This window comes from Pseudomonas japonica (genome assembly GCF_013522925.1).
GTDB lineage: Bacteria > Pseudomonadota > Gammaproteobacteria > Pseudomonadales > Pseudomonadaceae > Aquipseudomonas > Aquipseudomonas japonica_A.
Window position 1 is genome coordinate 86423 of record NZ_JAAMQU010000002.1, and the last position, 26325, is coordinate 112747.

Annotated in this window: 23 protein-coding genes; 17 read left to right on the forward strand and 6 right to left on the reverse strand. The window is 62.7% G+C overall.

From position 1 onward, the window contains the following. Positions 1-16: 16 nt before the first annotated feature. The 3 genes from G7016_RS03045 to G7016_RS03055 all read right to left on the reverse strand — a co-directional run bounded on the left by G7016_RS03045 (position 17) and on the right by G7016_RS03055 (position 7018). Entirely contained in the window at positions 17-4579 is a 4563-nt protein-coding gene (locus G7016_RS03045) for a hemagglutinin repeat-containing protein (protein ID WP_181111370.1), read from the reverse strand. 23 nt (positions 4580-4602) lie between these two features. Next, complete coding sequence (locus G7016_RS03050; protein ID WP_181111371.1) at positions 4603-6333, reverse strand: ShlB/FhaC/HecB family hemolysin secretion/activation protein; 1731 nt, start codon at positions 6331-6333, stop codon at positions 4603-4605. A 139-nt stretch (positions 6334-6472) separates the two neighbouring features. Then, positions 6473-7018, reverse strand: a complete 546-nt coding sequence (locus G7016_RS03055) for a L,D-transpeptidase family protein (protein WP_181111762.1) — start codon at positions 7016-7018, stop codon at positions 6473-6475. A gap of 209 nt (positions 7019-7227) precedes the next feature. Here G7016_RS03055 and G7016_RS03060 point away from each other — a divergent pair, with 209 nt between their 5' ends. The 3 genes from G7016_RS03060 to purT all read left to right on the forward strand — a co-directional run bounded on the left by G7016_RS03060 (position 7228) and on the right by purT (position 9357). Beyond that, entirely contained in the window at positions 7228-7827 is a 600-nt protein-coding gene (locus G7016_RS03060) for a CoA pyrophosphatase (RefSeq protein WP_181111372.1), read from the forward strand. A gap of 14 nt (positions 7828-7841) precedes the next feature. Continuing rightward, positions 7842-8057, forward strand: coding sequence for a DUF1289 domain-containing protein (locus G7016_RS03065; protein WP_181111373.1), 216 nt, complete (start codon positions 7842-7844; stop codon positions 8055-8057). A gap of 118 nt (positions 8058-8175) precedes the next feature. Further along, positions 8176-9357 (forward strand): formate-dependent phosphoribosylglycinamide formyltransferase, encoded by a 1182-nt coding sequence (purT, locus tag G7016_RS03070; protein WP_181111374.1) that lies wholly within the window; start codon positions 8176-8178, stop codon positions 9355-9357. A 53-nt stretch (positions 9358-9410) separates the two neighbouring features. Here the strand turns inward: purT and G7016_RS03075 are convergent, their stop codons facing one another. The 3 genes from G7016_RS03075 to G7016_RS03085 all read right to left on the reverse strand — a co-directional run bounded on the left by G7016_RS03075 (position 9411) and on the right by G7016_RS03085 (position 12984). Beyond that, a complete protein-coding gene (locus tag G7016_RS03075; RefSeq protein ID WP_181111375.1) occupies positions 9411-10718 on the reverse strand; it encodes an MFS transporter in 1308 nt (435 codons plus the stop codon). Between the two features lie 235 nt (positions 10719-10953). After that, on the reverse strand, positions 10954-12162 hold the full coding sequence (locus G7016_RS03080) for a transporter associated domain-containing protein (protein ID WP_181111376.1): 1209 nt from the start codon (positions 12160-12162) through the stop codon (positions 10954-10956). A gap of 9 nt (positions 12163-12171) precedes the next feature. Next, on the reverse strand, positions 12172-12984 hold the full coding sequence (locus G7016_RS03085; RefSeq protein ID WP_181111377.1) for a cytochrome C assembly family protein: 813 nt from the start codon (positions 12982-12984) through the stop codon (positions 12172-12174). A 191-nt stretch (positions 12985-13175) separates the two neighbouring features. Here G7016_RS03085 and ffh point away from each other — a divergent pair, with 191 nt between their 5' ends. From ffh to G7016_RS03155, 14 genes are all read left to right on the forward strand, one after another. Further along, positions 13176-14549: a signal recognition particle protein gene (ffh, locus tag G7016_RS03090; RefSeq protein ID WP_181111378.1), complete on the forward strand. Its 1374-nt coding sequence runs from the start codon at positions 13176-13178 to the stop codon at positions 14547-14549. Between the two features lie 166 nt (positions 14550-14715). Further along, on the forward strand, positions 14716-14967 hold the full coding sequence (rpsP, locus tag G7016_RS03095) for a 30S ribosomal protein S16 (protein ID WP_109262361.1): 252 nt from the start codon (positions 14716-14718) through the stop codon (positions 14965-14967). A 5-nt stretch (positions 14968-14972) separates the two neighbouring features. Next, positions 14973-15509: a ribosome maturation factor RimM gene (rimM, locus tag G7016_RS03100; protein WP_181111379.1), complete on the forward strand. Its 537-nt coding sequence runs from the start codon at positions 14973-14975 to the stop codon at positions 15507-15509. A gap of 3 nt (positions 15510-15512) precedes the next feature. Then, on the forward strand, positions 15513-16265 hold the full coding sequence (trmD, locus tag G7016_RS03105; RefSeq protein WP_181111380.1) for a tRNA (guanosine(37)-N1)-methyltransferase TrmD: 753 nt from the start codon (positions 15513-15515) through the stop codon (positions 16263-16265). Between the two features lie 41 nt (positions 16266-16306). Next, on the forward strand, positions 16307-16657 hold the full coding sequence (rplS, locus tag G7016_RS03110; protein ID WP_181111381.1) for a 50S ribosomal protein L19: 351 nt from the start codon (positions 16307-16309) through the stop codon (positions 16655-16657). Positions 16658-16815: 158 nt separating this feature from the next. Then, positions 16816-17712, forward strand: a complete 897-nt coding sequence (gene xerD / locus G7016_RS03115) for a site-specific tyrosine recombinase XerD (RefSeq protein ID WP_181111382.1) — start codon at positions 16816-16818, stop codon at positions 17710-17712. Positions 17713-17857: 145 nt separating this feature from the next. Next, complete coding sequence (gene dsbC / locus G7016_RS03120; RefSeq protein ID WP_181111383.1) at positions 17858-18586, forward strand: bifunctional protein-disulfide isomerase/oxidoreductase DsbC; 729 nt, start codon at positions 17858-17860, stop codon at positions 18584-18586. A gap of 84 nt (positions 18587-18670) precedes the next feature. Then, positions 18671-19975 (forward strand): homoserine dehydrogenase, encoded by a 1305-nt coding sequence (locus tag G7016_RS03125; RefSeq protein ID WP_181111384.1) that lies wholly within the window; start codon positions 18671-18673, stop codon positions 19973-19975. Positions 19976-20159: 184 nt separating this feature from the next. Beyond that, the gene (gene thrC / locus G7016_RS03130) at positions 20160-21569 is read left to right on the forward strand and encodes a threonine synthase (protein WP_181111385.1); all 1410 of its coding nucleotides are present in this window, start codon (positions 20160-20162) and stop codon (positions 21567-21569) included. Positions 21570-21731: 162 nt separating this feature from the next. Further along, complete coding sequence (locus tag G7016_RS03135; RefSeq protein WP_181111386.1) at positions 21732-22133, forward strand: response regulator; 402 nt, start codon at positions 21732-21734, stop codon at positions 22131-22133. Between the two features lie 115 nt (positions 22134-22248). Beyond that, positions 22249-22539 (forward strand): DUF3509 domain-containing protein, encoded by a 291-nt coding sequence (locus tag G7016_RS03140; RefSeq protein ID WP_181111387.1) that lies wholly within the window; start codon positions 22249-22251, stop codon positions 22537-22539. A 204-nt stretch (positions 22540-22743) separates the two neighbouring features. Next, positions 22744-23286, forward strand: a complete 543-nt coding sequence (locus tag G7016_RS03145) for a YaeQ family protein (RefSeq protein WP_181111388.1) — start codon at positions 22744-22746, stop codon at positions 23284-23286. A gap of 54 nt (positions 23287-23340) precedes the next feature. After that, complete coding sequence (gene recJ / locus G7016_RS03150) at positions 23341-25050, forward strand: single-stranded-DNA-specific exonuclease RecJ (RefSeq protein ID WP_181111389.1); 1710 nt, start codon at positions 23341-23343, stop codon at positions 25048-25050. A gap of 85 nt (positions 25051-25135) precedes the next feature. After that, positions 25136-26242: an NADH:flavin oxidoreductase/NADH oxidase gene (locus G7016_RS03155; protein WP_181111390.1), complete on the forward strand. Its 1107-nt coding sequence runs from the start codon at positions 25136-25138 to the stop codon at positions 26240-26242. Positions 26243-26325: the final 83 nt, after the last annotated feature.

Sequence of the window (26325 nt, forward strand, 5' to 3'; positions counted from 1 at the left end):
CTTCGCCCAGCTCGTACTATCTGCGCTCCTCCACTGCGGCCTTGAAGGTTTCTGACCGGTCATGGCCGCCTGTGCGGATCACACCCACGTTCCCATGTTCATCAGCCTTGGCTTGCTCGCTGCGGCTGGCCGTGAGTTCGCTGATCACTCCGCTCAACAGCTCTGCCGGCCCGTTGGACGCATTGATACTCACGTCGGCGCGATAATCCCGGCCGGCCAGGGCGTTCAAGCGCACTTCGCTGCCGCCTAGTTCCACTTTGCCCTCACCCGAGCGAAGCTTTGCACCGCTGAGGCGGGTTTCACCGGCCACATTCAGGTCGATGCCCTGTCGGCCGCTGAGCGAGGCAACACGCGCAACGGTATCCCGTTGTTCATTCTCTACGTCCACCAGCAGCGTGGGCGTTACGGTCAGGTCCATGGCCTGTACCTGCTTGCCAACCTTTTCAGTAGCCTTGTCGGCGAACGGGCCTGTGACCGACTTCAAGCCGTTGAGCAATCCCTGCGGGTTGGTTTCCTTGCCGATACGCCCGTCCACCTGTACCTGTGTGGACGACACGCTGTCCTGGGCGCTGCTTACCACCAAGTCGCCACCAACCGTTCCGTTGACGTTATCAGCCGCTACTACCGCACCTGTCAGCTGTGTATCCATGGCGGAGTCAAACGTAACGTTTTTTACCCGAAGGTCAGCGTTCTCGTGGGTGTGGCTGTTCACGTTATCCAGGTTAAGCCGGGCGCGGGCATACAGGGCCGAGGCGTCGTCATCCTTGTCAAGGCCGCGGCTGCCGTTCAAGCCGGCGCCCGCAGTGGCCTGTACATTGTCCTTGTGCTCAGTGCTGCGCGCGGCCTTGATGTGAATGCCGCCGTTCGCCGCGTTCAGGTGCAGGTTATCCCCGGCGAGTTGCGTACCTTCCAGCTGTACCGCGACTGCTTCGTGAGCGCCGGCTTTAACCGTGAGGTTGGCCACGTTCAGCTCGGCCCCTGTACGGCGTTCCGACTGTTCGTTCACCCGGCCCATGTCCGCATGGCCACCGAGCGAGCCACCCGTGCGTTGGGCATCGGCGGTGGGGTTACGGCTGAGCCCGGCCTGTAGCGCGCCGCCCAGGGTTTGCCCTTGGGCCTCGTGGGTATCCACTTTCGCTGCCAAGGTTGCGGTGCCCCCTGCCTTTACCTCGAAAACGTTGGTGGGGGCATTGCCATTGCCGACGGCTACGCCTTCTAGGCGGGCGTTACCAGCCACGTCCACTTGGCCGTCCGGTGTCTTGATGCGCCCACCCACCCCCTGGGTGTCGGTAGTGGTAAGGGTTTGATGTTCAAGCCCGCCCATGAACAGGGCATTGGTGCCGCCCGGAGCATTGCCGGCTTTGACCAACCCGTACCCGCTGGTATTACTTTCTTCCTTGTGCTGGCGGTTGGTGGCTTGAGGCATGCTCAGGTCGCCCCCGAGCTTGATGCTGAGTGCGCCGTTACCCGTGTCCCATACGGTGCCTTCGTAACGGCCATCGGTACCGAGCTGTACGGGAATGCCCGCCTGGGCGATGAATTGCGTCGGCCGCGCGGTATCTCGCTCTTCGAGTGTCTGCTTGCGGCTACCTTTGCCATCGAGGCGCACATTGATATCGCTGCCCGTGGTGGTGTCCACCCGCAGGCTTGCTTCAACGTCGGTACGGTTGAGGGTTTCAACGTATTTTTCCGTCGCGGCGCGGGCGTCGTGGCTGCCTGCCTGGATCGCAACCTGGCCGCCCGTAGCGGTGTAGCGAGTGCCTTCGTCCTCCAGTGCGCCGGGCAACGTTACATTGGCTTCGCTGGCCTTCAGCGTGGTTACCGTCGGCGTTTCAGTGCGCACGCTGTGCTCACGGTGGGTATAGCTCGCCATCGCGTCCGCGCCCAGCGATGGCGGCACCATCGCGTCCTCGACACCTTGTTGCTGGAAGCGGGTTTGCTCCTGGCCTTCGAACGCTTTCTTCAGAGGGCCACTGATGTCCTTGTACTCGGCACTCACCATGGTTTCGCCGGTGTAGTGGGTGCGTTGCTCTTGTTTTTCGTCGATGTCCGCCACGGCTGTGCGGCGCACGCTGCCCGCTGTTTCGTTGAACTCGCCCTTGACGTCGATCAGCGCACCGGCATATTTGGCCTCGCCCTCGACATCAAGGTTTACATCCCCGGCGGACTTCACAATAGCCTGCGCCGCGGTCGCCCGGCGGGTCTGTTTGTTTTCGGTTACATGCTCACCCGCATGGCCAGCGCCCACGCGGTCGATGCCAGCGGTCACCTTCTCGCCGATGGTGGTAGTGGATGTTTTGCTGGACGTAGTGGTGTCATTCAGTTCTGAGATGGCCCTGAAGGCCTTGGCGGCCACGTCCGTATTGCCGTTGAGCGATTCCACGGTAGAGCTGATCACGCTGATGGTATCGCCTGCCTTGACATCGACAGTGCCTCCCAATACCGAGGCGCCCGCCTGCTCGACCGTATCGCTTGTGCCTTCGCTATGGTCCCGGCGATAGCTTACCTGGGCGTAATACTGGCTCGATCCGTCCTTGCCGTCTTCGGCGGTGCGGGTTTCGCCAGCGCTTGCGGTCAGTGAGCCTGTGCGTGTGGAGCTGTGCTCCTTTTGCCTGTTTTGAGCCGCAACAATATCTATGTTGCCCTTGGCTTCCAGGTCGTTCTTGCCTTCTGCCTCCACAATGGAGCCAACGACCCGAATGTGCTCCGCGCTGACGATTTTACTGTCGCCCTGCGTCTTCATATGTGACGGCACCGCCTGCTCGCGCTCGCGTGTGCTGCTGCTATCGGTACCGAAGACGCCAGCCAGCTTGCGATCCTTGCGCTGGTCTTTCACATGGGTGATATCCGCCGCGCTGGCAATGATCACCGGGCCGTTTTCTCCCACGGTGAAGGTGCCCGCTTTGCCCTCGACGGTACTGCCCTTGATCAGTACGTCGTCCGAGACCAGCCTGGCGGTGCCCTCGGCCTTAAGGTTGCTGCCGCGTTGGCGCGTGCTGGTTTCTTCGCGGGCGCCGGTGTCGCCGAACACCCATCCGTCCACCAGGTCGCCTCGGTAATCATCGCGGGTAGCGGTGCGCTTCAAGCCTTGGCTGTCGATCTCGATGGACCGGGCACGGATGTTGAGGTCGCCATCGCTGGTAATGTCGCTGCCGCGAACCGTGGCCTTGCCGCCAGCGCTGATGTTCACGCTGGCGGCTTTGAGTTCCGACGGTACCGCACGCTCTTCATGGCTTCGTTCATCCCTGTCACCCCGCCACAGGTGCTTGCGGTGGCGTACCTTTTCGGTGATATCGATGCGCTCCATCCCGGCCTCTACGGTCACAGCCTCGCCGCCGCGAATATCCATGGCGCCGCCGGCCTGGAGCTTGCTCCCGCGCAGGGTCACGTTACGTCCCGCTTCGAGTTCCATGTCTGTTACCGCGGTGGCGACCGTTTCCTGCAGCCGGGTATGGCGCTTTTCGCTTTCCTCCATGTAGGTCTCGGTGGTGATGAACAATGTTTTCTTGCGCCAGTCGTCCCGGTGCCGCTGCACGCTTTCCCGGGTGCTTGCGTCCATCGTGAGGTCACGCCCGGCCTTGGCCCGGATCGCCTGCCCGGCCAGGCGGCCGCCAGTGACCGTAATGTCTTGTCGGGCATTGAGTGCGAGGTCGCCCCGGATGGAAGCCACCATTGCCTGGCCTTCCCCTTCACGGCCAATCAGCACATCCCCGGCGGAGTCCACGCTTACGCCATGCTCACCCACAACGCTCGGGCCTGCCAGGCGAATGCCCGCACCTTCCCGGGTGCTCACCAGGCGAATCCGCCCGGCTTTCATGGCGCCAAGTGCATTGAGGTCAACGCTCGGGGCCTGGCCTGCTCGCTGCTGGGTTTCGAGCATTGCAAGGTTGTCGGCCGCTACGCGGTTTCGGCCGGCGATTGCCGTAAGGCCGGCAGCTGCGTAGAGGTCGCCCTGGCTGTCGATACGGGGCGCGATCAGGTCTACAGCCGCTTCGGTGCTCAGGCCTTGCCCGGTGATGCGAAGGTCGCCAGGGGCGGAGAAGGTATTGAGCGCGGCGAGGCGACCGTCCTGGATTTCAGGTGTGCCCACCAGAAAGATCGCGCGGGGCGTATTGATAAAGCCCACCCCTTGCACATGAATGCCGTTGGGGTTGGCCAGCACGTAGTCTGCCGCCTGCCCGAAAATCTCCTGTGGCCCGCGTATGTTGGACGGCAGTTGGCCGACCACTTCATTGAGGATGGTACTGGCGGCCTGGCCTTGGAACTGGGGGTTGGCGGACAGCGCCCCGGCCAGCTGGGACGCGCCCGCTCCGGTGGCGTTATTCAGTACCAGGCCTTGGGGCGGTACGTTGAAATCGCTGAAGGGGTTGTGCGACAGGCCGCCGGGCCCAGGCGCGGTGATATTGACGATGGGGATGCCGTTCTGCTCGTGCACCTGTGCGGTGCCGCCGGCCCCCGGGACGGGAACGATGCCTTGCGCGGTGGCCCACACGGGATTGAGCAACAAGGCGCCCGCGACGGACCAACGCAGGGGGTCATGACGCAAGCGAAACGAGGGAGAACCTTTGGTTTTTTTCATCGGGGTTTCTCGGGTGGGATGGATCAGAACCGCAGCTGCAGGGACAGCTGCCAATAACCAGGGGCGAGGGGGGCGTTGCGGCGGTAAAGGCTGTGTTGGTAGTCCACGGCCAGGCTACCGTGGCGGTGTTCCAGGCTGGCGCCAAGGCTGGCACCGAGCAGGCGCTCGTCACGCGCCGGTTGTGTATGTAGTGCGCCGCGGGTGCGGCCGCGGTTATCGGCCCAACCCGCGTCCAGGCCCAGGCTGGGTATGAGGCGCAGCCCGCCATCGAGTGCAAACGGCAAATACAGGGTATTGCGCCATGCCAACCCGTTGACTGTGTCTGCCGGCTGGCCGTGGAAGCCCCTGACCGCTGCGGTGCTCGCCAGGGCCATTGCTTCCAGATGAGGCAGGCGATCCGCGCTGTATTGCCCGGCCCAGCTGCTTGCAAGGGTCCAGCGCAGCCCGCCCCACGTGTAGCTGGCTGTACGGCTGAGGCTGGCGCGCCACTTGCCGTATCGGGCGCTCTGCGCGTCGGGGTCTTTGTAACGCCGGCCGTCGTTGCCGCTCCAGCCACCCAAGCCACGGCTGTAGCCAGCGAACGCCGACCAGGTGGCATCACCCAGCCATAGCCCATTGAGGCCGGCTTCGATGCTCTGGTAGCGAGGGCTTTGCACGGCAATCCGTTGCGACAGCAGGTACGCCGCGTTGTGCTTGTCATCAAGGCGCAGCGTTGCGCTCAACAAGCGGCGTTGATCGCGCCATAGCGCGCGCTCCAGTGAGTAGCTCAACAGGGTGCTCACACCGCTGGTTTCGATGGGCCCCAGCAACCCCTTGGCCATGCTGCGATAGCGAAAGCGGTTGGCGGCGGCTGAAAAATTCCAGGGGCCGTGAGGGATGCTGTAGTACAGCCCGAACGTGGCGCTGCCTGAATGCCCTTGCCCAGGGGTGTACATGCCATAAAGGCTCAGGCTGTCGTTGCGTTCCAGCGGGGTGTCGAGCCCGGCGTTCAGGCTGAGGCGGTGTCGCCCGGTGCTCGAACTGCCGCCGTTATCCAGGCCGGCGTTCAGTTGCCAGCGAGGTAACCGCTGCAGGCTTCGCAATACGATTCGCGATCCGCCCGGCAGGCTTCCCGGCATGATGTCGGCGGTAAGGTCCACGGACCGTAGCCGGTTGAGTTGATCCAGGCCCTGTTCGAGCTTTCGCAACTCCAGTGGCTGGCCAATCATCCCGGGGAAAGCCGCAGCCAGGCTGACGGGCAGGTCTTCGCCGGCGAGCTCGATCGCTTCCACAAAGCCTTCCTCGATCGCCAGTTCGAGGGGTTGCCCGTGCGTGGGCGGTGCGAGTAGCAACGGCCGGCTGGCCACGTACCCGGCGTCGGTGTAAAGCCGGGTCACCTTCGCCAGCATGTGGTTGATCTGGCCAGGGTTGAGGCAAGCTTCAAGCAAGGGTAGAACGGCGCTGCGCAGCGCTTTGTCGCTGATCAACCGGTTGCCCGTCAGCCGCAGGCCGGTGATCCGCCAGCAGGGGCCCTCGGGGCCTTCGTCTATCGCTTGCGCGCCATGGTTATTTTCGCTCGGCGCGGGCGCGGCGCGTTGCAGCTGCCGCTCACGCTGGTTGCCTTCGATTGCCTTGCGGTGGGCTTCGGCGTCCTGGAGGAATTGCTGCAGCGCTTCGGAAGGTAGGGGCAGGGCGGGGGCCGGTTCGCGGGCGTGAGCCAGGCTGCTGCAATGAGCAAGGACGAAACCCGAAAGAATCGCTATGAGCTGACGCATAGGGAAAAACCACTCAAATGAATGGTTTTACCTTACGGGGTTGCGCTCAGCCATGGTGTGAGGCGGGGGATGAACGTGTTGCAGGAAGGCGGTGAGGCTTGCGCGGGAAATGTCCTAGGACAACCCGCGGAAAGTTGCGTCAGGGCCGGATTTCGATCAGCGTGCCGTCCTTCACCAGGCTCCATACCTCTTGCATGTCAGCGTTTTTCAACGCAATGCAGCCGTCGGTCCAGTCCAGCGACTGGAAGTACCATTCCGGGTACTCCTCACTGGCGGGGGTGCCGTGGATCATGATCATGCTGCCGGGTTCTACCCCTGCCGCGCGCGCCTTGGCAGCGTCTCGGGCATTGGGGTACGAAAGGTGAAGTGCGAGGTTGAAGCGATCGCTCACCTTGCGCCAATCCACCCAGTACAGCCCTTCCGGGGTTCGTTTATCGCCCTCGCGCTCCTTTGCGCCACGCGGTTGCTTGCCAAGGGATACCCGGTAGGTTTTGACCGCTACGCCATGGCTGAGCAACTGCAACTTGCGCGCAGATTTGATCACCAGCAGTTTATCCACGGTGGCATTGGGGGCCAGAGGCGACACCGCGGGAGCATTTAAGGGGCGGGTGATGATCGTCTGGGTAAAAGTGGCATTGGCCAGGGTCGCGAACGACAGGCACAGGAACGCAAACAGCACACGCATCGACAGAGGAAACCCCAGGGAAGAAAAGCCGGTTTGTTTCTGCTGGCAGGGTGTGCCAGGCAGGGCAAAACGCATTCTAAGGTACCCGCAGGGCAGGTGGAAGTTTGATCGTGAATGCACGCCATGGCTCGACCAACCGGCACTTTGGGGGTTGGGCAATACGCGGGTTTGTTGCATGATGGACGGCAGGTCAAGTGACGGGGAAAACCATGCTTGAGGAGTTGCTGCGCCGTATCGGCAATCACGTTCCGCTTACGCTCGAAACCGACAAGCGGTTCCCTGAGGCAGCGGTACTGATTCCGCTCACGCGCGGCGATAATCCGGAAATGATCCTTACCCTCAGGGCCAGCGGGCTGTCGACCCATGGGGGCGAAGTGGCGTTCCCGGGCGGGCGCAGGGATCCGGAAGACCCGGACCTGGTGTTTACCGCGCTGCGCGAGGCCGAGGAAGAAATCGGCCTGCCGCCGGGGATGGTCGAAATTGTCGGGCCGCTCAGCCCGCTGGTGTCTCGCCATGGTTTGCAGGTCACGCCGTTCGTTGGGCTGATTCCCGATTACGTGGAGTACCGGCCCAACGACGCCGAGATCGCCGCGGTATTTTCCGTGCCGCTGACGTTCTTCCGTGAGGATCCTCGCGAACATACCCATCGTATCGACTACCAGGGGCGTAGCTGTTACGTGCCGTCTTATCGCTACGAGGATTACAAGATCTGGGGGCTTACGGCCATCATGATCGTGGAGCTGGTAAACGTGTTGTACGACGCTGGCATTGACATGAGCCGCCCCTCCGGGCCGTTCAGCGTGCCGTGATGGATTCAAGCGTGATGGATTCGAGGAATACCCCGGTGGAAGTGCAAGCCGAGCGCCCGGTGCGCTCTCCCTGTGTAAACGTCTGCGCTCTGGACGATCATGATGTGTGCATTGGCTGCCAGCGCACCGCGGAGGAAATCACCCGCTGGGGGCGCATGAGCAACGACGAACGTCGGCAGGTGATCGCGCTCGCCGTGGAGCGTGCCCGGGCCCAGGGTGTGATGCTCTGACGCCATTCCACTGCGCCCGCATGAAAGGGCGCCCCTGGCAGGAACGCTGATGTAGAATGCGCGGCTTTCAGGGTTGCGAACCGGGCGGCCCTCGATTCACTCACCTTGAGGACCTCACATGACCCGTATCGGAACCCCCCTGTCCCCGACGGCCACCCGTGTCTTGCTTTGTGGCTCTGGCGAGCTGGGCAAGGAAGTGGTGATCGAGCTTCAGCGCCTGGGTGTGGAAGTAATCGCCGTGGACCGCTACGCCAACGCGCCGGCCATGCAGGTGGCCCACCGCAGCCATGTGATCAACATGCTCGACGGTGCGGCGCTGCGCGCGGTGATCGAAGCCGAGAAGCCTCACTACATCGTGCCGGAAATCGAAGCGATCGCCACCGCCACGCTGGTGGAACTGGAAAACCAAGGCTTCACGGTCATCCCTACCGCGCGTGCGGCTCAGCTGACCATGAACCGCGAGGGCATCCGCCGCCTGGCCGCCGAAGAGTTGGGCCTGCCCACGTCGCCCTATCGCTTTGCCGACACGGTCGAGGATTACCGCGAGGCCGTTCAGGCGCTGGGCTTCCCTTGCGTGGTCAAGCCGGTCATGAGTTCCTCCGGCAAGGGCCAGAGCCTGCTCAAGGGCGAAGACGACGTTCAGCGCGCGTGGGAATACGCCCAGGAAGGCGGGCGCGCCGGCAAGGGCCGGGTGATCGTCGAGGGGTTCATTGACTTCGACTACGAAATTACCCTGCTTACCGTGCGCCATGGCGCCGGTACCACCTTCTGCGAGCCTGTCGGGCATCGCCAGGAAAAAGGCGATTACCAGGAATCCTGGCAGCCCCAGGCCATGAGCGAAAAAGCCCTGGAGGCGTCCCGCGAAGTCGCCCGCGCCGTGACCGAAGCCCTGGGTGGGCGCGGCATGTTCGGCGTAGAGCTGTTCATCAAGGGTGATCAGGTGTGGTTCAGCGAAGTGTCGCCGCGCCCGCACGACACTGGCCTGGTCACCTTGATCTCGCAAGACCTGTCCCAGTTCGCCCTGCACGCTCGCGCTATCCTTGGCCTGCCAGTGCCAGTAGTGCGCCAGTTCGGGCCATCGGCTTCGGCTGTGGTGCTGGTGGAAGGCACGTCCCAGCAAACCGCTTTCGCCAACCTTGGCGCCGCCCTCAGCGAGCCGGATACGGCCCTGCGCCTGTTCGGCAAGCCGGAAGTCAACGGTCAGCGGCGCATGGGTGTGGCGCTGGCGCGGGACGAATCCATCGAAGCGGCCCGCGCCAAGGCCACGCGCGCGGCCCAGGCCGTGAACGTCGAGCTGTAACAGTCATGAAGTATGCGGGCCATAGCCGATAGGCCAGGCCCGCAAACCGCTGTTCAGAGATTCTTGTCTCGGGTTTCCTTCAGGCACATCACGGCCAGCAGGCTGATCAGGGCGGCGACGGACACATAGCCGCCCACCCAGCTCAGGCCGCCCATGGCCACTAGCTTCTGCGCGAAGAACGGTGCCGCCGACGCGCCCACGATGCCGCCCAGGTTATAGGCCGCCGATGCGCCGGTGTAGCGCACCCGGGTGGGGAACAGCTCGGGCAGCAGGGCGCCCATCGGTGCAAAGGTCGCCCCCATCAGCAACAGCTCCAGGCTCAGGAACAGCACCACGCCCGTGGTGGAACCCTGTGTGAGCAGCGGCTCCATCGCAAACCCCGACAGCAGTGCGAGCACGCCGCTGACCAGCAGCACCGGCTTGCGCCCGTAGCGGTCGCTCAGCCAGGCAGACACCGGCGTGGCCGCCGCCATGAACAGCACCGCGAAGCACAGCATGGCAAGAAAGCCCTGGCGGCTATACCCCAGGCTGGTGACGCCATAGCTGAGCGAAAACACCGTGGAAATGTAGAAGAGTGCATAGCACACCACCATGGCCGCGGCGCCCAGCAGCATGGGCCGCCAATGCTGGGTAAACACTTCCATCACCGGCACCCGGGCGGTTTCGTGGCGCGCCAGGGCGGCCGCGAATACGGGTGTTTCCGCCAGCTTGAGGCGTACATACAGGCCCACTACTACCAGCAACGCGCTCAACAGGAACGGCAGGCGCCAGCCCCAGCTGCGAAATTGCTCGTCATCCAACCCCAGGGCCAGGGCAAGGAACAAGCCGTTGGCCGCAAGAAAGCCAATCGAAGGGCCGAGTTGCGGGAACATGCCGAACCAGCCGCGCTTGCCTTTCGGCGCATTTTCGGTGGCCAGCAGCGCGGCGCCACCCCATTCCCCGCCCAGCCCCAACCCTTGGCCGAAGCGCAGCACGCACAGCAGCACAGGTGCCCAAAGGCCAATCTGCTCATGGCCCGGCAGCACGCCAATCAAAGTGGTGCACACGCCCATCAGCAGCAGCGAGGCTACCAGGGTGACCTTGCGGCCTACACGGTCACCGAAATGCCCGAACAGCGCAGAGCCCAGTGGCCTGGCCAAAAAAGCGATGCCAAAGGTGAGAAAGGCGGACAGCATTTGCGCGGTGCCGGAGCTTTGCGGAAAAAACACTGGCCCGATCACCAGCGCGGCGGCGGTGGCGTACACGTAGAAATCATAGAACTCGATCGCAGTACCGATGAAGCTGGCAGTGGCGACGCGGGCAGGGGAGTTGACAGGGTGTGCCGAGGGCACGTCATCGCAGGCGAGGGTGGTAGCGGTCATGGGTGTCTCGACAGTCATTGGCCATGGGCGGCAAGGGCCGCGCTGGCGGATTGTTTTGATCCTCACTGAACCGCGCCCCCGGATCGGGGTGGCGCCGCCTTTTCGGGTTGGAAAAAGGCAAGCGCGGCGTTCAGCTGGGCTGACTGGCCAGAAACGTGCGGCGCGGGTGGCACCGGCTTCGGCGGGCTTGGGTAAGCCCTCGGAGTATAGGAAGCGCTGCCCTGGCGGGCAATCGTCACAACGCGGGAGGGGTGGCTACGTGTTGCCAGGCAAGCAGCCGCTTTACGCGGTTTTCCTCGGTTTCGAGGATTTCCATGCGATAGCGGCCGATCTTCAGGCACACCGCTCGCTCAGGAATGGACTCCAGCGCTTCGGTGACCAGGCCGTTGAGGGTCTTGGGGCCGTCGCTGGGGAGGTGCCAGCCCAGCACCTTGTTCAAGTCGCGCAAACTGGCGGCGCCGTCGAGAATGTAGCGGCCATCCGGTTGCGGGAACACATGAGGGTGGCTGCCGGCTTGCTCGCTTTCGAACTCGCCCACGATTTCCTCGAGGATGTCTTCAAGGGTTACCAGGCCAAGCACTTCACCGTATTCGTCGACCACCATCCCCAGGCGACGCTGCTGCTTGTGGAAGTTAAGCAGCTGTATGTGCAACGGGGTGCCTTCCGGGACGAAGTAGGCCTCGTAGCAGGCACCGAGCAAGGCTTCTTCGGTCAGGCTGCGGCTGGGCAGCAGGTGGCTGATCTGCCGGGTATTGACCACCTTGTCCACCTGGTTGATGTCGCCGCGGAACACCGGCAGGCGGGTGTGCCGGCTGACCATCAGCTGGTCGATGATCTGCTCGAGCGGGTCGTTCAGGTCCAGGCCATCGACCTCGTGGCGGGGCACCAGGATGTCGTTCACCGTCATGCGGTCCAGGCCCATGATGCTGCTCACTGCGTTCTGTTTCGCTGCCCGGCCCTCGGCTTCCCGCTCCTGAGACGAGGCAGGTTTGCGCTGTGCGTCACGGCCCGATGCCGCCGGAGCGGTGGCGGCAGGGCCGATGAGCGCCTTGACCAGGCGCTGTTGCAGGCCTGCCAGCGGCGCGAGCAGGCGCACGGGCAACCACAGGAGCACGCCTGGCTGAACGAAATGATCCGGGTAGCGTTGGGCGAGCAGGCGGGGAAGGGCGCCGGTGAGCAACGTAATGCCGAGCCAGGCAAGCACCGCGGCCCAGGCCGCCCCGGCCGCGCCGTGGTGCTGATCTGCGAGCAGCACGGCCAGGCTGACAATGATCACCTGAAACACCAGCCGGGCCAGCCCTACGCTCACCCGTTCCTTGTCGGATGAACGCTGGCCACGGCCAGTGCGTGCGCGCCGGGCGTGCTCGAAGGTACCAATGCTGGCGGCCCACAACAGCGCCAGGGCGATGGCGCCTGCCGCCGGTGCCACGGTCAAGGAGGTCATGGCTGGCTCTCAGATATGAAGGATGTATTCACGAACCAGCTTGCTGCCGAAGTAGGCGAGCATCAGCAACACGAAGCCTGCGAGGGTCCAGCGGATGGCCACGTGGCCTCGCCAGCCCAAGCGGGTGCGGCCCCACAGCAATACGCTGAACACCACCCAGGCCACGCAGGAGAGCAGCGTTTTATGCACCAGGTGCTGAGCGAACATGTTCTCGAGGAACAGCCAGCCGGATATCAGCGACAGCGACAACAGTACCCAGCCCGCCCACAGGAAACCGAACAGCAGGCTCTCCATGGTTTGCAGGGGAGGGAAGGCGCGGATCGGCCCGGAAGGGTGCTTGTGCTTGAGCTGGTGGTCTTGCGCCAGCAGCAGCAAGGCCTGGAACGCCGCGATGGTGAACACGCCATACGCCAGAATGGACAGCAGGATATGCGCGAGGATGCCCGGCTCGTCGTCGATCACCGGTACGGTGCCGGAGGGCACGAACTGAGCGACCAGGGTAGTAATGACCCCAAGTGGATAAAGCAGCACCAGGAGGTTTTCCACGGGCAGGGACGCGCAAGCCAACAGCGTGAGGGCGATCACTGCGGCGGCGATAAGGTTTGCCGCGGTGATGAAATCCAGGTTGAGCCCGCTGGGCGCCAGCATTTGCGAGGACAGGGCCAGCGCGTGCAGCAGCACGGCGAGTATGCCCCCACCACACAGCAGGCGCTTGTTGGACCTGGCCCCATGGGCAAGCCGCGCGCCCTGATAGACCGTGACCGAGGCGTAGATCAAGGCAGAGGCAAGGCTGGGTAGCAAACTGGGGGGCAAGGGAAGCATAGGTCCTGACGAGCGGCCACTAAAGAAGCGAGTGTGGCATAGAACCTTCGCCCGGATAAAGACTGCCGCACCGCCCCGGTGTCGGCCCGGGCAACTTCCCGTTATAATCGCCGGTCTTCCCTTGCCCGTGGCCAGAGCACATCGGCAGGCCGCATGCCACTTCGGTTCGACGGAGCCTGTAAGGATCGCCCATGTTTGAAAATCTTTCCGATCGTCTCTCGCAGACGCTTCGCCATGTCACCGGCAAGGCGAAGCTGACCGAAGACAACATCAAGGACACCCTGCGCGAAGTGCGCATGGCGCTGCTCGAGGCGGACGTCGCGCTGCCGGTGGTGAAGGACTTCGTCAACGCCATCAAGGAACGCGCGGTCGGCACCGAGGTGTCCCGTAGCCTCACCCCGGGCCAGGCATTCGTGAAAATCGTGCGCGCCGAACTCGAAGCGGTGATGGGCGCGGCCAACGAAGACCTGATGCTCAATGTGGCACCGCCCGCGGTGGTGCTCATGGCCGGCCTGCAGGGTGCGGGTAAAACCACTACCGCCGCCAAGCTGGCGCGCTTCCTGAAGGAGCGCAAGAAGAAGTCGGTGATGGTGGTGTCGGCGGACGTGTACCGCCCCGCAGCCATCAAGCAGCTCGAAACCCTGGCCAACGATGTCGGGGTGACCTTCTTCCCGTCCGACATCAGCCAGAAGCCTGTGGCCATCGCCGAAGCGGCGATCCGCGAGGCCAGGCTCAAGTTCATCGACGTGGTCATCCTGGACACCGCCGGCCGCCTGCACATCGACGCCGACATGATGGCCGAGATCCAGGCGCTCCACGCTGCGGTCAAGCCCGTGGAAACGCTGTTCGTGGTAGACGCCATGACCGGCCAGGACGCGGCCAACACCGCCAAGGCGTTCGGTGACGCGCTGCCGCTTACGGGCGTGGTGCTGACCAAGGTCGACGGCGACGCCCGGGGCGGTGCCGCGTTGTCGGTGCGTTCCATTACCGGCAAGCCGATCAAGTTCATCGGTATGGGCGAGAAAACCGAAGCGCTCGAGCCGTTCCACCCGGACCGTATCGCTTCGCGCATTCTGGGCATGGGCGACGTGCTCAGCCTGATCGAGCAGGCCGAGCAGAACCTCGACAAGGAAAAGGCCGAGAAGCTCGCCAAGAAGATCAAGAAGGGCAAGGGGTTCGACCTCGAAGACTTCCGCGACCAGCTGCTGCAGATGAAAACCATGGGCGGCCTGGGCAGCCTCATGGAAAAGCTGCCCAACATCGGCGGCGTCAACCTCTCCCAGATGGGCAATGCCCAGGGCGCGGCCGAGAAGCAGTTCAAGCAGATGGAAGCGATCATCAACTCGATGACCCCGGCCGAGCGCCGCGATCCCGAGCTGATCAGTGGCTCGCGCAAGCGCCGTATCGCCATCGGTTCGGGCACCCAGGTGCAGGACGTAGGGCGCCTGATCAAGCAGCACAAGCAGATGCAAAAGATGATGAAGAAATTCTCGGCCAAGGGCGGCATGGCGAAGATGATGCGCGGCCTTGGCGGCATGATGCCCGGCGGAATGCCTCGCCTCTGAGGCGCGGTAACCATGCGTGCGTCGGGGTTTCCGACGCCGTGCCGGGAGCAGGGGTAAAAGAGGTTTGCAAAAATCCCTGCATTCCTTGAGAATATGCGGCCTTTCGGGCACCCGTGCCCGCTGTGCCTTACAGATTTGCAGCACCGACAACAGGAACGATGTTCACATGGTAACCATCCGTCTTGCCCGTGGCGGCTCCAAAAAGCGCCCGTTTTACCACCTGACCGTGACCGACAGCCGCAATGCGCGCGACGGTCGTTTCAACGAGCGTGTTGGCTTCTTCAACCCGATCGCCAACGGTGGCGAAGTTCGCCTGTCCGTCAACCAGGAGCGCGTAAGCTACTGGCTGTCCCAGGGCGCACAGCCGTCTGAGCGCGTTGCTCAGCTGCTGAAGGACGCTGCCAAGGCTTCCGCCTGAGCAGTATGAACGACACGCCAGACTCCGCGGATGACCTCATCGTCATCGGCAAGATTGTTTCGGTGCACGGCGTTCGTGGCGAAGTGAAGGTTTTCTCCTTTACCGACCCGATTGACAACCTGCTGCAGTACAACCGCTGGACGCTTCGGCATGAAGGCATCGTCAAGCAGGTGGAAATGATCAGTGGCCGTTCCCAGAACAAGGTCCTGGTCGCGAAGTTGAAAGGTCTCGACGACCGTGAAGAGGCGCGCCTCCTCGCCGGTTACGAGATTTGCATCGCGCGCAGCCTGCTGCCCGACCTCACCGACGGCGATTACTACTGGTATCAGCTCGAGGGTTTACAGGTCATCAACGGCGAAGGGCACGTATTGGGCAAGATTGATCATCTGCTCGAAACCGGCGCCAACGATGTAATGGTGGTCAAACCCTGTGCGGGTAGCCTGGATGATCGCGAGCGCCTGTTGCCCTATACGGACGACTGCGTGCAAGCCATCGACCTCGGTGCCGGCGTCATGAGGGTTGAATGGGATGCGGATTTCTAGGCCATGGCGAGCCTGCGCATAGAAGTCATCACCCTGTTTCCCGAGATGTTCTCGGCCATCAGTGATTACGGCATTACCAGCCGCGCGGTAAAGCAGGGTCTGCTTCAGCTGACCTGTCGCAACCCGCGGGCCTACACCACGGACCGTCACCACACAGTGGATGATCGCCCGTTTGGCGGTGGCCCTGGAATGGTAATGAAGATCAAGCCGCTGGAAGATGCCCTGGCCGATGCCAGGCAGGCAACCGGAGGCGCGGCGAAGGTGATCTACCTTTCGCCACAAGGCCGGCGCCTTACTCAGGCGGCGGTGAAAGAGCTGGCAACCGTGGATTCCTTGATCCTGATTGCCGGGCGTTATGAAGGCATCGACGAGCGTTTCATTGAAGCGCATGTGGATGAAGAGTGGTCGATTGGCGATTACGTGTTGTCCGGTGGCGAGCTGCCGGCCATGGTGCTGATTGATGCGGTTACACGTTTGCTGCCTGGAGCTTTAGGGCATGCAGACTCCGCGGAGGAGGATTCCTTCACGGACGGCCTGCTGGATTGCCCGCACTACACCCGACCTGAGGTGTATGCGGAACGGCGTGTACCCGACGTGTTGCTTAGTGGCAACCATGCACACATCCGGCGCTGGCGTTTGCAGCAGTCCCTTGGGCGGACCTACGAACGACGTGCCGATCTTCTGGAAAGTCGCTCACTTTCTGGAGAAGAGCAAAAGCTGCTGGCGGAGTACATCCGCGAGCGGGACGATAGTTAACGTATCGATGGCAAACGAACCATTTGCCTTAGGAGCACAGCATGACCAACAAGATTATCCTTCAGCTCGAAGCCGAGCAGATGACCAAGGAAATCCCGGCCTTCGCACCAGGCGACACCGTTGTCGTTCAAGTGAAGGTAAAGGAAGGCGAGCGTACCCGCTTGCAGGCCTTCGAGGGTGTTGTCATCGGCAAGCGTAACCGTGGCGTCAACAGCGCCTTCACCGTTCGCAAGATCTCCAACGGTGTTGGCGTTGAGCGTACCTTCCAGACCTACAGCCCGCAGATCGACAGCCTGGCCGTGAAACGTCGTGGTGACGTGCGTAAAGCCAAGCTGTACTACCTGCGTGAACTGTCTGGCAAGGCCGCCCGCATCAAGGAAAAACTTTCCTGATAGCGGCTTGAGCTCAGGCTCTCCCGAAAACCCCGGCCCTCGCGCCGGGGTTTTCCGTTTTCGGGTTTCTGTTTCTGGCTTACAGACGCAGCCGGGATGTCGGGCACCTATGGATCGGCACATGCTAGGATCCTGCCCTTTGCCAACCTGAAGCCGCCATGCCCGCCCTCGATCACGCCCTTATCGACCAATTCCTCGACGCCCTGTGGCTTGAAAAAGGCCTGTCCGAGAACAGCCGCAGCGCGTACCGCAGCGACCTGGCCCATTTCAATGGCTGGCTGGTGGGGCGGGGCATAGATCTGCAGGCGGCGGGCCGCGATGCGTTGCTCGACTACCTCGCATGGCGCGTCGACAACCAGTACAAGCCCCGCTCGACTGCACGTTTCCTCTCCGGCGCGCGGGGGTTTTACCGGTACCTGCTGCGTGAAGAAATCATCCCGCTAGACCCCACCTTGCTGGTCGAGCTGCCCAATCTCGGCAAGCCCTTGCCCAAAAGCCTGTCCGAAGCTGATGTCGATGCGCTGCTCGCCGCGCCAGACCTCAGCGAAGCCATTGGCCAGCGTGATCGCGCCATGCTTGAGGTGCTGTACGCGTGCGGGCTTCGAGTAACCGAGCTGGTAAGCCTTACTCTGGACCAGTTGAACCTGCGCCAGGGCGTGGTGCGTGTGATGGGCAAAGGCAGCAAGGAGCGCCTGGTGCCCATGGGGGAGGTGGCGATCAGTTGGCTGGAACGCTACTTGCGCGACGGCCGCGCAGAGCTGCTGAACGGCCGCCCCAGCGACGTGGTGTTTCCCAGCCAGCGGGGCGAGCAGATGACCCGCCAGACCTTCTGGCACCGCATCAAGCACCATGCCCTGCGTGCGGGCATCGACAAGGCCCTTTCACCGCATACATTGCGGCACGCGTTTGCCACGCACCTGCTGAACCATGGCGCAGACCTGCGTTCGGTACAGCTGCTGCTGGGTCATGCCGACCTCTCCACCACGCAGATCTACACCCATGTGGCGAAAGCCAGGCTGCAGGAATTGCACGCCCGGCACCATCCGCGCGGCTGAAAGATCGTACACATTCGTTGACGTGTGCCGCAGTCGGCCCCGCGAGCCTTATGTGGTAGTCTTTGCCGTCAGTTATGCCCAGCCCGCCGCTTCGTATCATCCCCCGGCCGGCCTGGGCCGTTCGTCCGCCGCCTCAGGAGTTCTCATGCGCGTGACACGTCTTTTCGCGGCCGCCGCCCTGGCGTTGGTCAGTACTTTTGCACTGGCCGATGACGCCGAGCAGGCTATCCGCAAGACACTCGACACCCTCCAATTGGATGTGCCCATCGAAGCCGTCTCCAGCAGCCCCATCAACGGGCTCTACGAAGTGCGGCTCAAGGGCGGCCGGGTGCTGTATGCCAGTGCCGACGGCCAGTTCGTGATGCAGGGTTACCTGTACCAGATGCAGGACGGCAAGCCGGTGAACCTCACCGAGAAAACCGAGCGCGCCGCCATTGCCAAAACCATCAATGCCATCCCGAGTGGCGAAATGGTGGTGTACCCGGCCGAAGGCGAGGCCAAGGCTCATATCACCGTATTCACCGACACCACCTGCCCTTACTGCCAGAAGCTGCACGCTGAGGTGCCCGAGCTCAACCGCCGCGGTATCGAAGTGCGTTACCTCGCCTTCCCGCGCCAGGGCCTGGGCTCCGAGGGCGACCAGCAGTTGCAATCGGTATGGTGCTCTTCCGACCGCCGCGCTTCGCTCAACAAGCTGATCAATGGCAAGGACGTGGATGCCGCCAAGTGCGCCAACCCCGTGAGCAAGCAGTTTGCCCTGGGCCAGAGTATCGGGGTCAGTGGCACGCCGGCGATCATCCTTCAGGACGGCCAGGTCATTCCGGGCTATCAGCCTGCGGCGCAGGTGGCGAAGATCGCCCTGGCCGCGCAGTGACAGGCGATTCAAAACACAGGCCGCGATAATCGCGGTGCTATCCGCGGCTGGCGTACACGCCGGCCGTTTCATGGGGAGTCAAGAGTGAAACCGGTCAAAGTAGGCATCTGTGGGTTAGGTACCGTCGGTGGCGGCACCTTCAACGTACTTCAGCGCAACGCCGAGGAGATTGCCCGCCGTGCCGGGCGTGGAATCCAGGTCGCGCAGATTGCGATGCGTTCGCAAAACCCCGATTGCCAGATTACCGGTACCCCCATTACCAACGATGTCTTCGAAGTGGCCGGTAACCCGGACATCGACATCGTTATCGAACTGATCGGCGGCTATACCGTCGCTCGCGAGCTGGTGCTCAAGGCCATTGAAAACGGCAAGCACGTGGTTACCGCCAACAAGGCGCTGATCGCCGTGCATGGCAACGAGATCTTCGCCAAGGCGCGGGAAAAAGGCGTGATCGTGGCCTTCGAAGCGGCGGTCGCGGGTGGCATTCCTGTCATCAAGGCCATCCGCGAAGGCCTCTCGGCCAACCGGATCAACTGGGTCGCCGGTATCATCAACGGCACTGGCAACTTCATTCTCACCGAAATGCGCGAGAAAGGCCGTACCTTCCCGGACGTGCTGGCCGAAGCACAGGCCCTTGGCTATGCCGAAGCGGACCCGACCTTCGACGTGGAAGGTATCGACGCAGCGCATAAGCTCACGATTCTGGCGTCCATTGCGTTCGGCATCCCGCTGCAGTTCGAAAAGGCCTATACCGAAGGCATCTCGAAGCTCACCACCGCCGACGTCAACTATGCCGAAGCACTGGGCTACCGGATCAAACACCTCGGCGTAGCGCGCAGTACCGCAGCCGGTATCGAATTGCGGGTACACCCCACCCTCATCCCCGCCGATCGCCTGATCGCCAACGTCAATGGCGTGATGAACGCCGTGATGGTGAACGGTGATGCGGTAGGTTCCACACTCTTCTACGGTGCTGGCGCCGGCATGGAGCCTACGGCCTCTTCGGTAGTGGCCGACCTGGTGGACGTGGTACGCGCCATGACGTCCGATCCGGAGAACCGCGTGCCGCACCTGGCTTTCCAGCCCGACTCCCTTTCGGCGCACCCGATCCTGCCCATCGATGCCTGCGAAAGCGCCTACTATCTGCGTATCCAGGCCAAGGACCACCCGGGTGTACTGGCCCAGGTAGCCAGCATTCTGTCGGCGCGTGGTATCAACATCGAGTCGATCATGCAAAAAGAAGCCGAAGAGCATGATGGTCTGGTGCCGATGATTCTTCTGACTCACAAGGTCGTGGAAAACCGTATCGACGACGCTATCAACGCCCTCGAAGCGCTGGATGACGTAGTAGGAAGTGTGGTGCGTATCCGGGTCGAGCACCTGGCCTGAGCGGGCGCTGTAGGACCAGGCGAAGCCTGGGAATCAGTCAACCTCCACTGCACTGAATAAATCGATTACCACAGCGGTAGCAGCCCGTGCTGCAAGTCGTGAAGCCCACGCGGCTTTTGCTTGCAGCTTGCAGCTGAAGGCTTGTAGCTCAAGCCCAGCCGCTCAAACCAAAGGTTTGCCCAACATGCGTTACATCAGTACCCGCGGCCAGGCACCCGCGCTCAATTTCGAGGAAGTGCTGCTGGCTGGCCTGGCCACCGATGGTGGCCTGTATGTACCAGAAAACCTTCCACGGTTTACCCAGGAAGAGATCGCCTCCTGGGCTGGGTTGCCCTACCACGAGCTGGCCTTCCGGGTGATGCGCCCGTTCGTGACCGGCAGCATTGCCGACGCCGACTTCAAGCAGATCCTCGAACAAACCTACGCAAACTTCTCGCACGCCGCCGTTGCGCCCCTGCGCCAGCTGAACGGCAATGAATGGGTGCTCGAGCTGTTCCACGGGCCGACCCTGGCGTTCAAGGATTTCGCCCTGCAACTGCTCGGCCGCCTGCTGGACCACGTGCTGGCCAAGCGTGGCGAGCGCGTCGTGATCATCGGTGCTACCAGTGGCGACACCGGCTCGGCGGCCATCGAAGGCTGCAAGCACTGCGAGAACGTCGACATCTTCATCCTGCACCCGCACCAGCGGGTATCGGAAGTTCAGCGCCGGCAGATGACCACGCTGTTTGGCGACAACATCCATAACCTGGCGGTGGAAGGCAACTTCGATGATTGCCAGGAGATGGTAAAGGCCAGCTTCGCCGACCAGAGCTTCCTGAAGGGCACGCGCCTAGTAGCGGTGAACTCGATCAACTGGGCGCGGATCATGGCCCAGATCGTGTACTACTTCCACGCGGCCCTGCAGCTGGGCGGCCCAGCGCGCTCAGTCGCCTTCTCGGTGCCTACCGGTAACTTCGGCGACATCTTCGCCGGTTACCTGGCCCGTAACATGGGCCTGCCCATCAGCCAGTTGATCGTTGCAACCAACCGCAACGACATCCTCCATCGCTTCATGAGCGGCAACCAGTACGTGAAGGACACCCTGCACGCCACGTTGTCGCCATCCATGGACATCATGGTCTCTTCAAACTTCGAACGCCTGCTGTTCGACCTCCACGGCCGCAACGGCACCGCCATCGCGCAGCTGATGTCCAGCTTCAAGCTGGGCGGTGGCTTCAGCGTGGAAGAAGACCGCTGGACCGAAGCGCGGCGCCTGTTCGACTCACTGGCCGTGACCGATGAACAAACCTGCGAAACCATCGCTGAAGTGTTCGCGAGCACCGGTGAAGTGCTGGACCCGCACACGGCCATTGGCGTACGGGCGGCCCGCGAATGCCGCCGCAGCCTGGACACGCCCATGGTGGTGCTGGGCACTGCCCATCCGGTCAAATTCCCTGAGGCAGTGGAGCAAGCCGGCGTAGGCAAGGCCCTGCATCTGCCAGCTCATCTGGAAGACCTGTTCCAGCGGGAAGAACGTTGCACGGTGCTGCCGAACGACATCACGGCTATCCAGGCCTTCGTGAGCGCCCACGGTAACCGCGGCAAGCCGCTGTAATACGATGCCTTTACGGCGGTGGCCAGGGGCGCTTGTAGGAAAACGCTCTTGGTCCCGCCGTCCTCCGTCGACTTTTCCTGCAAGCCTTTCGGATCATTCCTATTTAGCCTTGAGTGCGCGTTATTTAAGGTGGCGTTCGTTCCCACTTTCGAGGCCGCAACCATGCGTTCGCTCAAGGTTCTCGTCGTAGAGCATCAACCTGCCCGCCTGCTGCAACTTCATCAAATGCTCAATGCCTGCGGCGTCTATGGCGTTCGGGTTGCGGAAGATCCCGCCTCGGCCCGTCGTACCCTGGAACGGCAGGGGCCAGTCGATGTAGTGGTATTTGGAAGCCAGGCCACCTCGGCGCTCATGTTCCTGGATGCGTTGGCAGCGTCCGGTGAAACCGCAGGGGTGATTATCCAGGGCCGTAGCGAGTGCCCCGAAACCACCGCCGCCGTACGGCGCGCCCGTCAGGCCGGCTTATGGGTACTGGGTGTGCTGCCCTGGGGCCAGGCGGTATGTCCGCTGCACCAGATGCTCTGCCGTTTCAAGGTGCATGTGGCCGAACCGCTTATCGCCTGAGGTACCTTTCATCCTGCCGTTGCGCTTGTTGGCCCCGGCTGCCCGAACTTTTGCCAAGCGGTGATGGTCATTTACTGGCACTGAAATGAATTTCGGGTAAATAAGGGTGATCGAGATGGAAAACATCAGCTTATTGTTAAGTGATGCGCTGGCACCTTACTGCGTCAGCCTGGCTCCGTCGGATCTCCAAGATCGTTTTCGTGTCACGGTAACCGACCAGGCCGGCGCGGCCATCCTCCACAGGGACGTTCCGAAGTCGCAGTTGGCGTCCCGGTACGCCCTCACGGACGTCGTTGATGGTTTGCACCGTGACCTCATGATTGCCGAAGGCCGGCTGGAACCAAGCACCATTGCCGCGCTGCGAAGCGTAGGCACCGTTGGTCGGTTCGCGGTGGAGTTGCGTTAAGCCGGGAACCTTCACGAGGGCTCGCCCTCTTACCTTACAAGGACGCTTGAACGGCATTGTGCTCCGGTGCCGTTCAGTCGTCCGGTGGCCCGAATGGGTCATGTTTGCCCCGGCCGGCCTCCCCACCGCGTCCGGGGTTTCTTTTATGCGCAGCCTAAGCCCATCAGGTAAACTACGCGCCCCCTCGCTATATCGAAGCCTGCCATGGCCCAGCCATCGACTACTTACAAGTTCGAACTCAACCTGACCGACCTCGATCGCGGTGTTTACGAAAGCATCAAGCAAACGATTGCCCGTCATCCTTCGGAAACCGAAGAGCGCATGGCGGTGCGTTTGCTGGCCTATGCCCTCTGGTATAACGAAAACCTGAGCTTCGGCCGCGGCTTGTCGGACGTGGACGAGCCCGCCTTGTGGGAAAAGAGCCTCGACGATCGTGTGCTGCACTGGATCGAAGTAGGCCAGCCAGACCTCGACCGCCTTACCTGGTGCTCCCGCCGCACCGAGCGGGTTAGCCTGCTGGCATACGGTAGCTTGCGCGTCTGGCAGAACAAAGTCGCAGATCCCGCCCGCACCCTCAAGAACCTCAGTATTGCCGCTGTGCCTCAAGAGGTACTCGAGGTACTGGCCACTGATATGCCGCGCTCCATCAAATGGGACGTGATGATCGATGAAGGTACCGTATTCGTGACCGATGATCGGGGCCAGCATGAAGTGCAGCTGGAATGGTTGCTGGGGGAGCGGGGGTAAGGTCACTATGGCCGCCCTGTCGTTTCGCCGTTTGATGTGAGAACACTGCCGCACATGCGTATCGAGCCCCGCCCGCTGCCCGCCGAACTGCCTTTCCTGGGTGATCTGCCACCCCTGCTTACCCGCCTGTATGCCGCCCGAGGCGTGCAAAGCCAGGCCGAGCTGGACAAGGGGCTGGCACGGCTGATCCCGTATCAGCAACTCAAGGGCATCGATGCCGCGGTGGACATGCTGGTCACCGCCATCGACCGGGGTGAGCGCATTCTGGTGGTGGGCGATTTCGACGCCGACGGCGCCACGGCCAGTAGCGTTGCGGTGTTGGGGCTGCGGCTGCTCGGCGCGGCGCATGTGGATTATCTTGTCCCGAACCGGTTCACCTATGGCTACGGCCTCACCCCTGAGATCGTTGCCGTGGCGCTCGAGCGCCAGCCCGACCTGCTGGTAACCGTGGATAACGGCATTTCCAGCGTGGAGGGCGTTCAGGCGGCGCGAGATGCCGGGCTCAAAGTGCTGATCACCGACCACCACCTGCCCGGCGCGCAGCTGCCGCAGGCCGATGCCATCGTCAACCCGAACCAGCCAGGTTGTGACTTTCCCAGCAAGGCCCTGGCGGGCGTAGGGGTGATTTTCTATGTGCTGATGGCCCTTCGTGCGCAACTGCGAGCACTCGGGCGTTACGCCACGGCGCCGCAGCCTAATATTGGTGAATTGCTGGACCTCGTCGCGCTGGGCAGTGTGGCCGACGTGGTGCCGCTCGACGCCAACAACCGCATTCTTGTGCATCAGGGCCTGGAGCGTATACGCGCGGGCCGGGCGCGGCCGGGCATCATGGCGCTGCTGGAAGTGGCCCGTCGGGATCATCGCCGGCTCACGTCCACCGACCTCGGCTTTATCCTTGGGCCAAGGCTGAATGCCGCCGGGCGTATGGATGACATGAGCCTGGGGATCGAGTGCCTGCTCAGCGAAGACCTCGCTCACGCAAGAGGCATCGCCGCAGAACTGGATGGCCTCAACCAGGACCGCAAATCGGTGGAGCAGGGCATGCAGCGTGAAGCCCTGGCGCAGCTCAAGGACCTGCCGCTGGCCTCGATGCCGTTCGGCCTGTGCCTGTTCGAGCCCGACTGGCACCAAGGCGTTATCGGCATCCTCGCGTCACGGATGAAAGAGCGTTATCACCGCCCTACCATTGCCTTCGCGGATGCCGGCGACGGGCTGCTCAAAGGCTCGGCGCGATCGGTGCCGGGTTTCCACATCCGGGACGCCCTGGACGCCGTGGCGGCCAAGCATCCGCACCTGATCACCAAATTCGGCGGGCATGCCATGGCGGCTGGGTTGTCCTTGCCCGCCGAGCATTTCGAAGCCTTCGCTGAAGCCTTCGACAAGCAGGTTCGCGAACACCTGTGCGAAGACGACCTCACCGGCAGGCTGCTGTCAGACGGTTGCCTGGCCGTGGAGGAGTTCCACCTGGAGCTTGCCCGCGCGCTGCGTAATGCAGGGCCTTGGGGCCAGCACTTCCCGGAGCCGCTGTTCCATGGCGTGTTCCAGTTGGTGGAGCAGCGGGTGGTGGGCGAGCGGCACCTCAAGGTAGTGCTCAAAAGCGAATGCGGTAGCCTGCGCCTGGATGGCATTGCGTTCGGGGTAGACCGCGAAATTTGGCCCAACCCGAGCGCGCGCTGGGTGGAAATGGCCTACAAGCTGGATGTGAACGAATACCGTGGCGTTGAAACCGTCCAACTCATGATCGCGCACATGAGCCCTCGTTAGCGGAATCTGCCGTCTCCCTTGTGGGTCTACTACGCTGCAAAGAGTGCAAACCTTACAGCCTGATATCCCACTCGAGAGGTGCTTCATGAGCCTGTTGCTGGAACCCTACACCCTGCGTGGGTTGACGTTGCGTAACCGTATCGTGGTTTCGCCCATGTGCCAGTATTCGTCCGAAGATGGCCTCGCCAACGACTGGCACCTGGTGCATCTGGGCAGCCGCGCGGTAGGGGGCGCCGGCCTGGTGATTTTCGAGGCAACCGCCGTCACCGCTGATGGCCGCATCACCCCCGAAGACCTCGGCCTGTGGAAAGATGAACAGATCCCGATGCTTCAGCGCATCACGCGCTTCATTGAAGCGCAGGGCTCGGTGCCTGGTATCCAATTGGCTCATGCTGGCCGCAAAGCCAGTACCTGGCGGCCCTGGCTCGGCAAGCATGGCAGCGTCACCCTGGATGAAGGCGGCTGGATTCCCGTAGCGCCTTCGCCCATTTCCTTCGACCCCGAACATGCCCGCCCCACCGAACTGGACGAAGCCGCGATTACCGGCATCAAGGAAGCGTTCGTGGCGGCTGCCAAGCGTGCGCTGACCGCCAATTTCAAGGTAGTGGAAATCCACGCGGCCCACGGCTACCTGCTACACCAGTTCATGTCGCCGCTGAGCAACCGCCGCACGGACCAGTACGGTGGCAGCTTCGATAACCGCATTCGGCTGGTGCTGGAAGTGACCGAGGCTATTCGTGCGCTATGGCCTGCTGACCTCCCGGTATTCGTGCGGGTGTCGGCCACCGATTGGGTAGATGACGGCTGGAACCCGGATGAAACCGTGGAGCTGGCGCGGCGCCTGAAGGCTTTGGGTGTAGACCTGGTGGATGTGTCCTCGGGTGGCACCGCCGCCAATGCGGAAATCCCGACCGGGCCTGGCTATCAGACCCGCTTCGCCGAACGCGTGCGCAAGGAATCGGAGATTGCCACCGGCACCGTGGGTATGATCACCGACCCTGCCCAGGCGGAGCATATTCTGCGCACCGGCCAGGCTGACCTCATCCTGCTGGCCCGCGAGCTGCTGCGTGACCCGTACTGGCCGCTGCACGCCGACGACGACCTGGGCGGACGCAAGGCCACCTGGCCTGCCCAGTATCAGCGCGCTACCCACCGCGACCAGCCTATTCACGAATCCGATCTGCGGGATTGACATCCTTTTTCGCGAGCTACGCCGGATGGCCGGCCCCGCCGCTTCCCACAGGTTGCGTTGACTACTGTGGGAGCAAGCGGAGC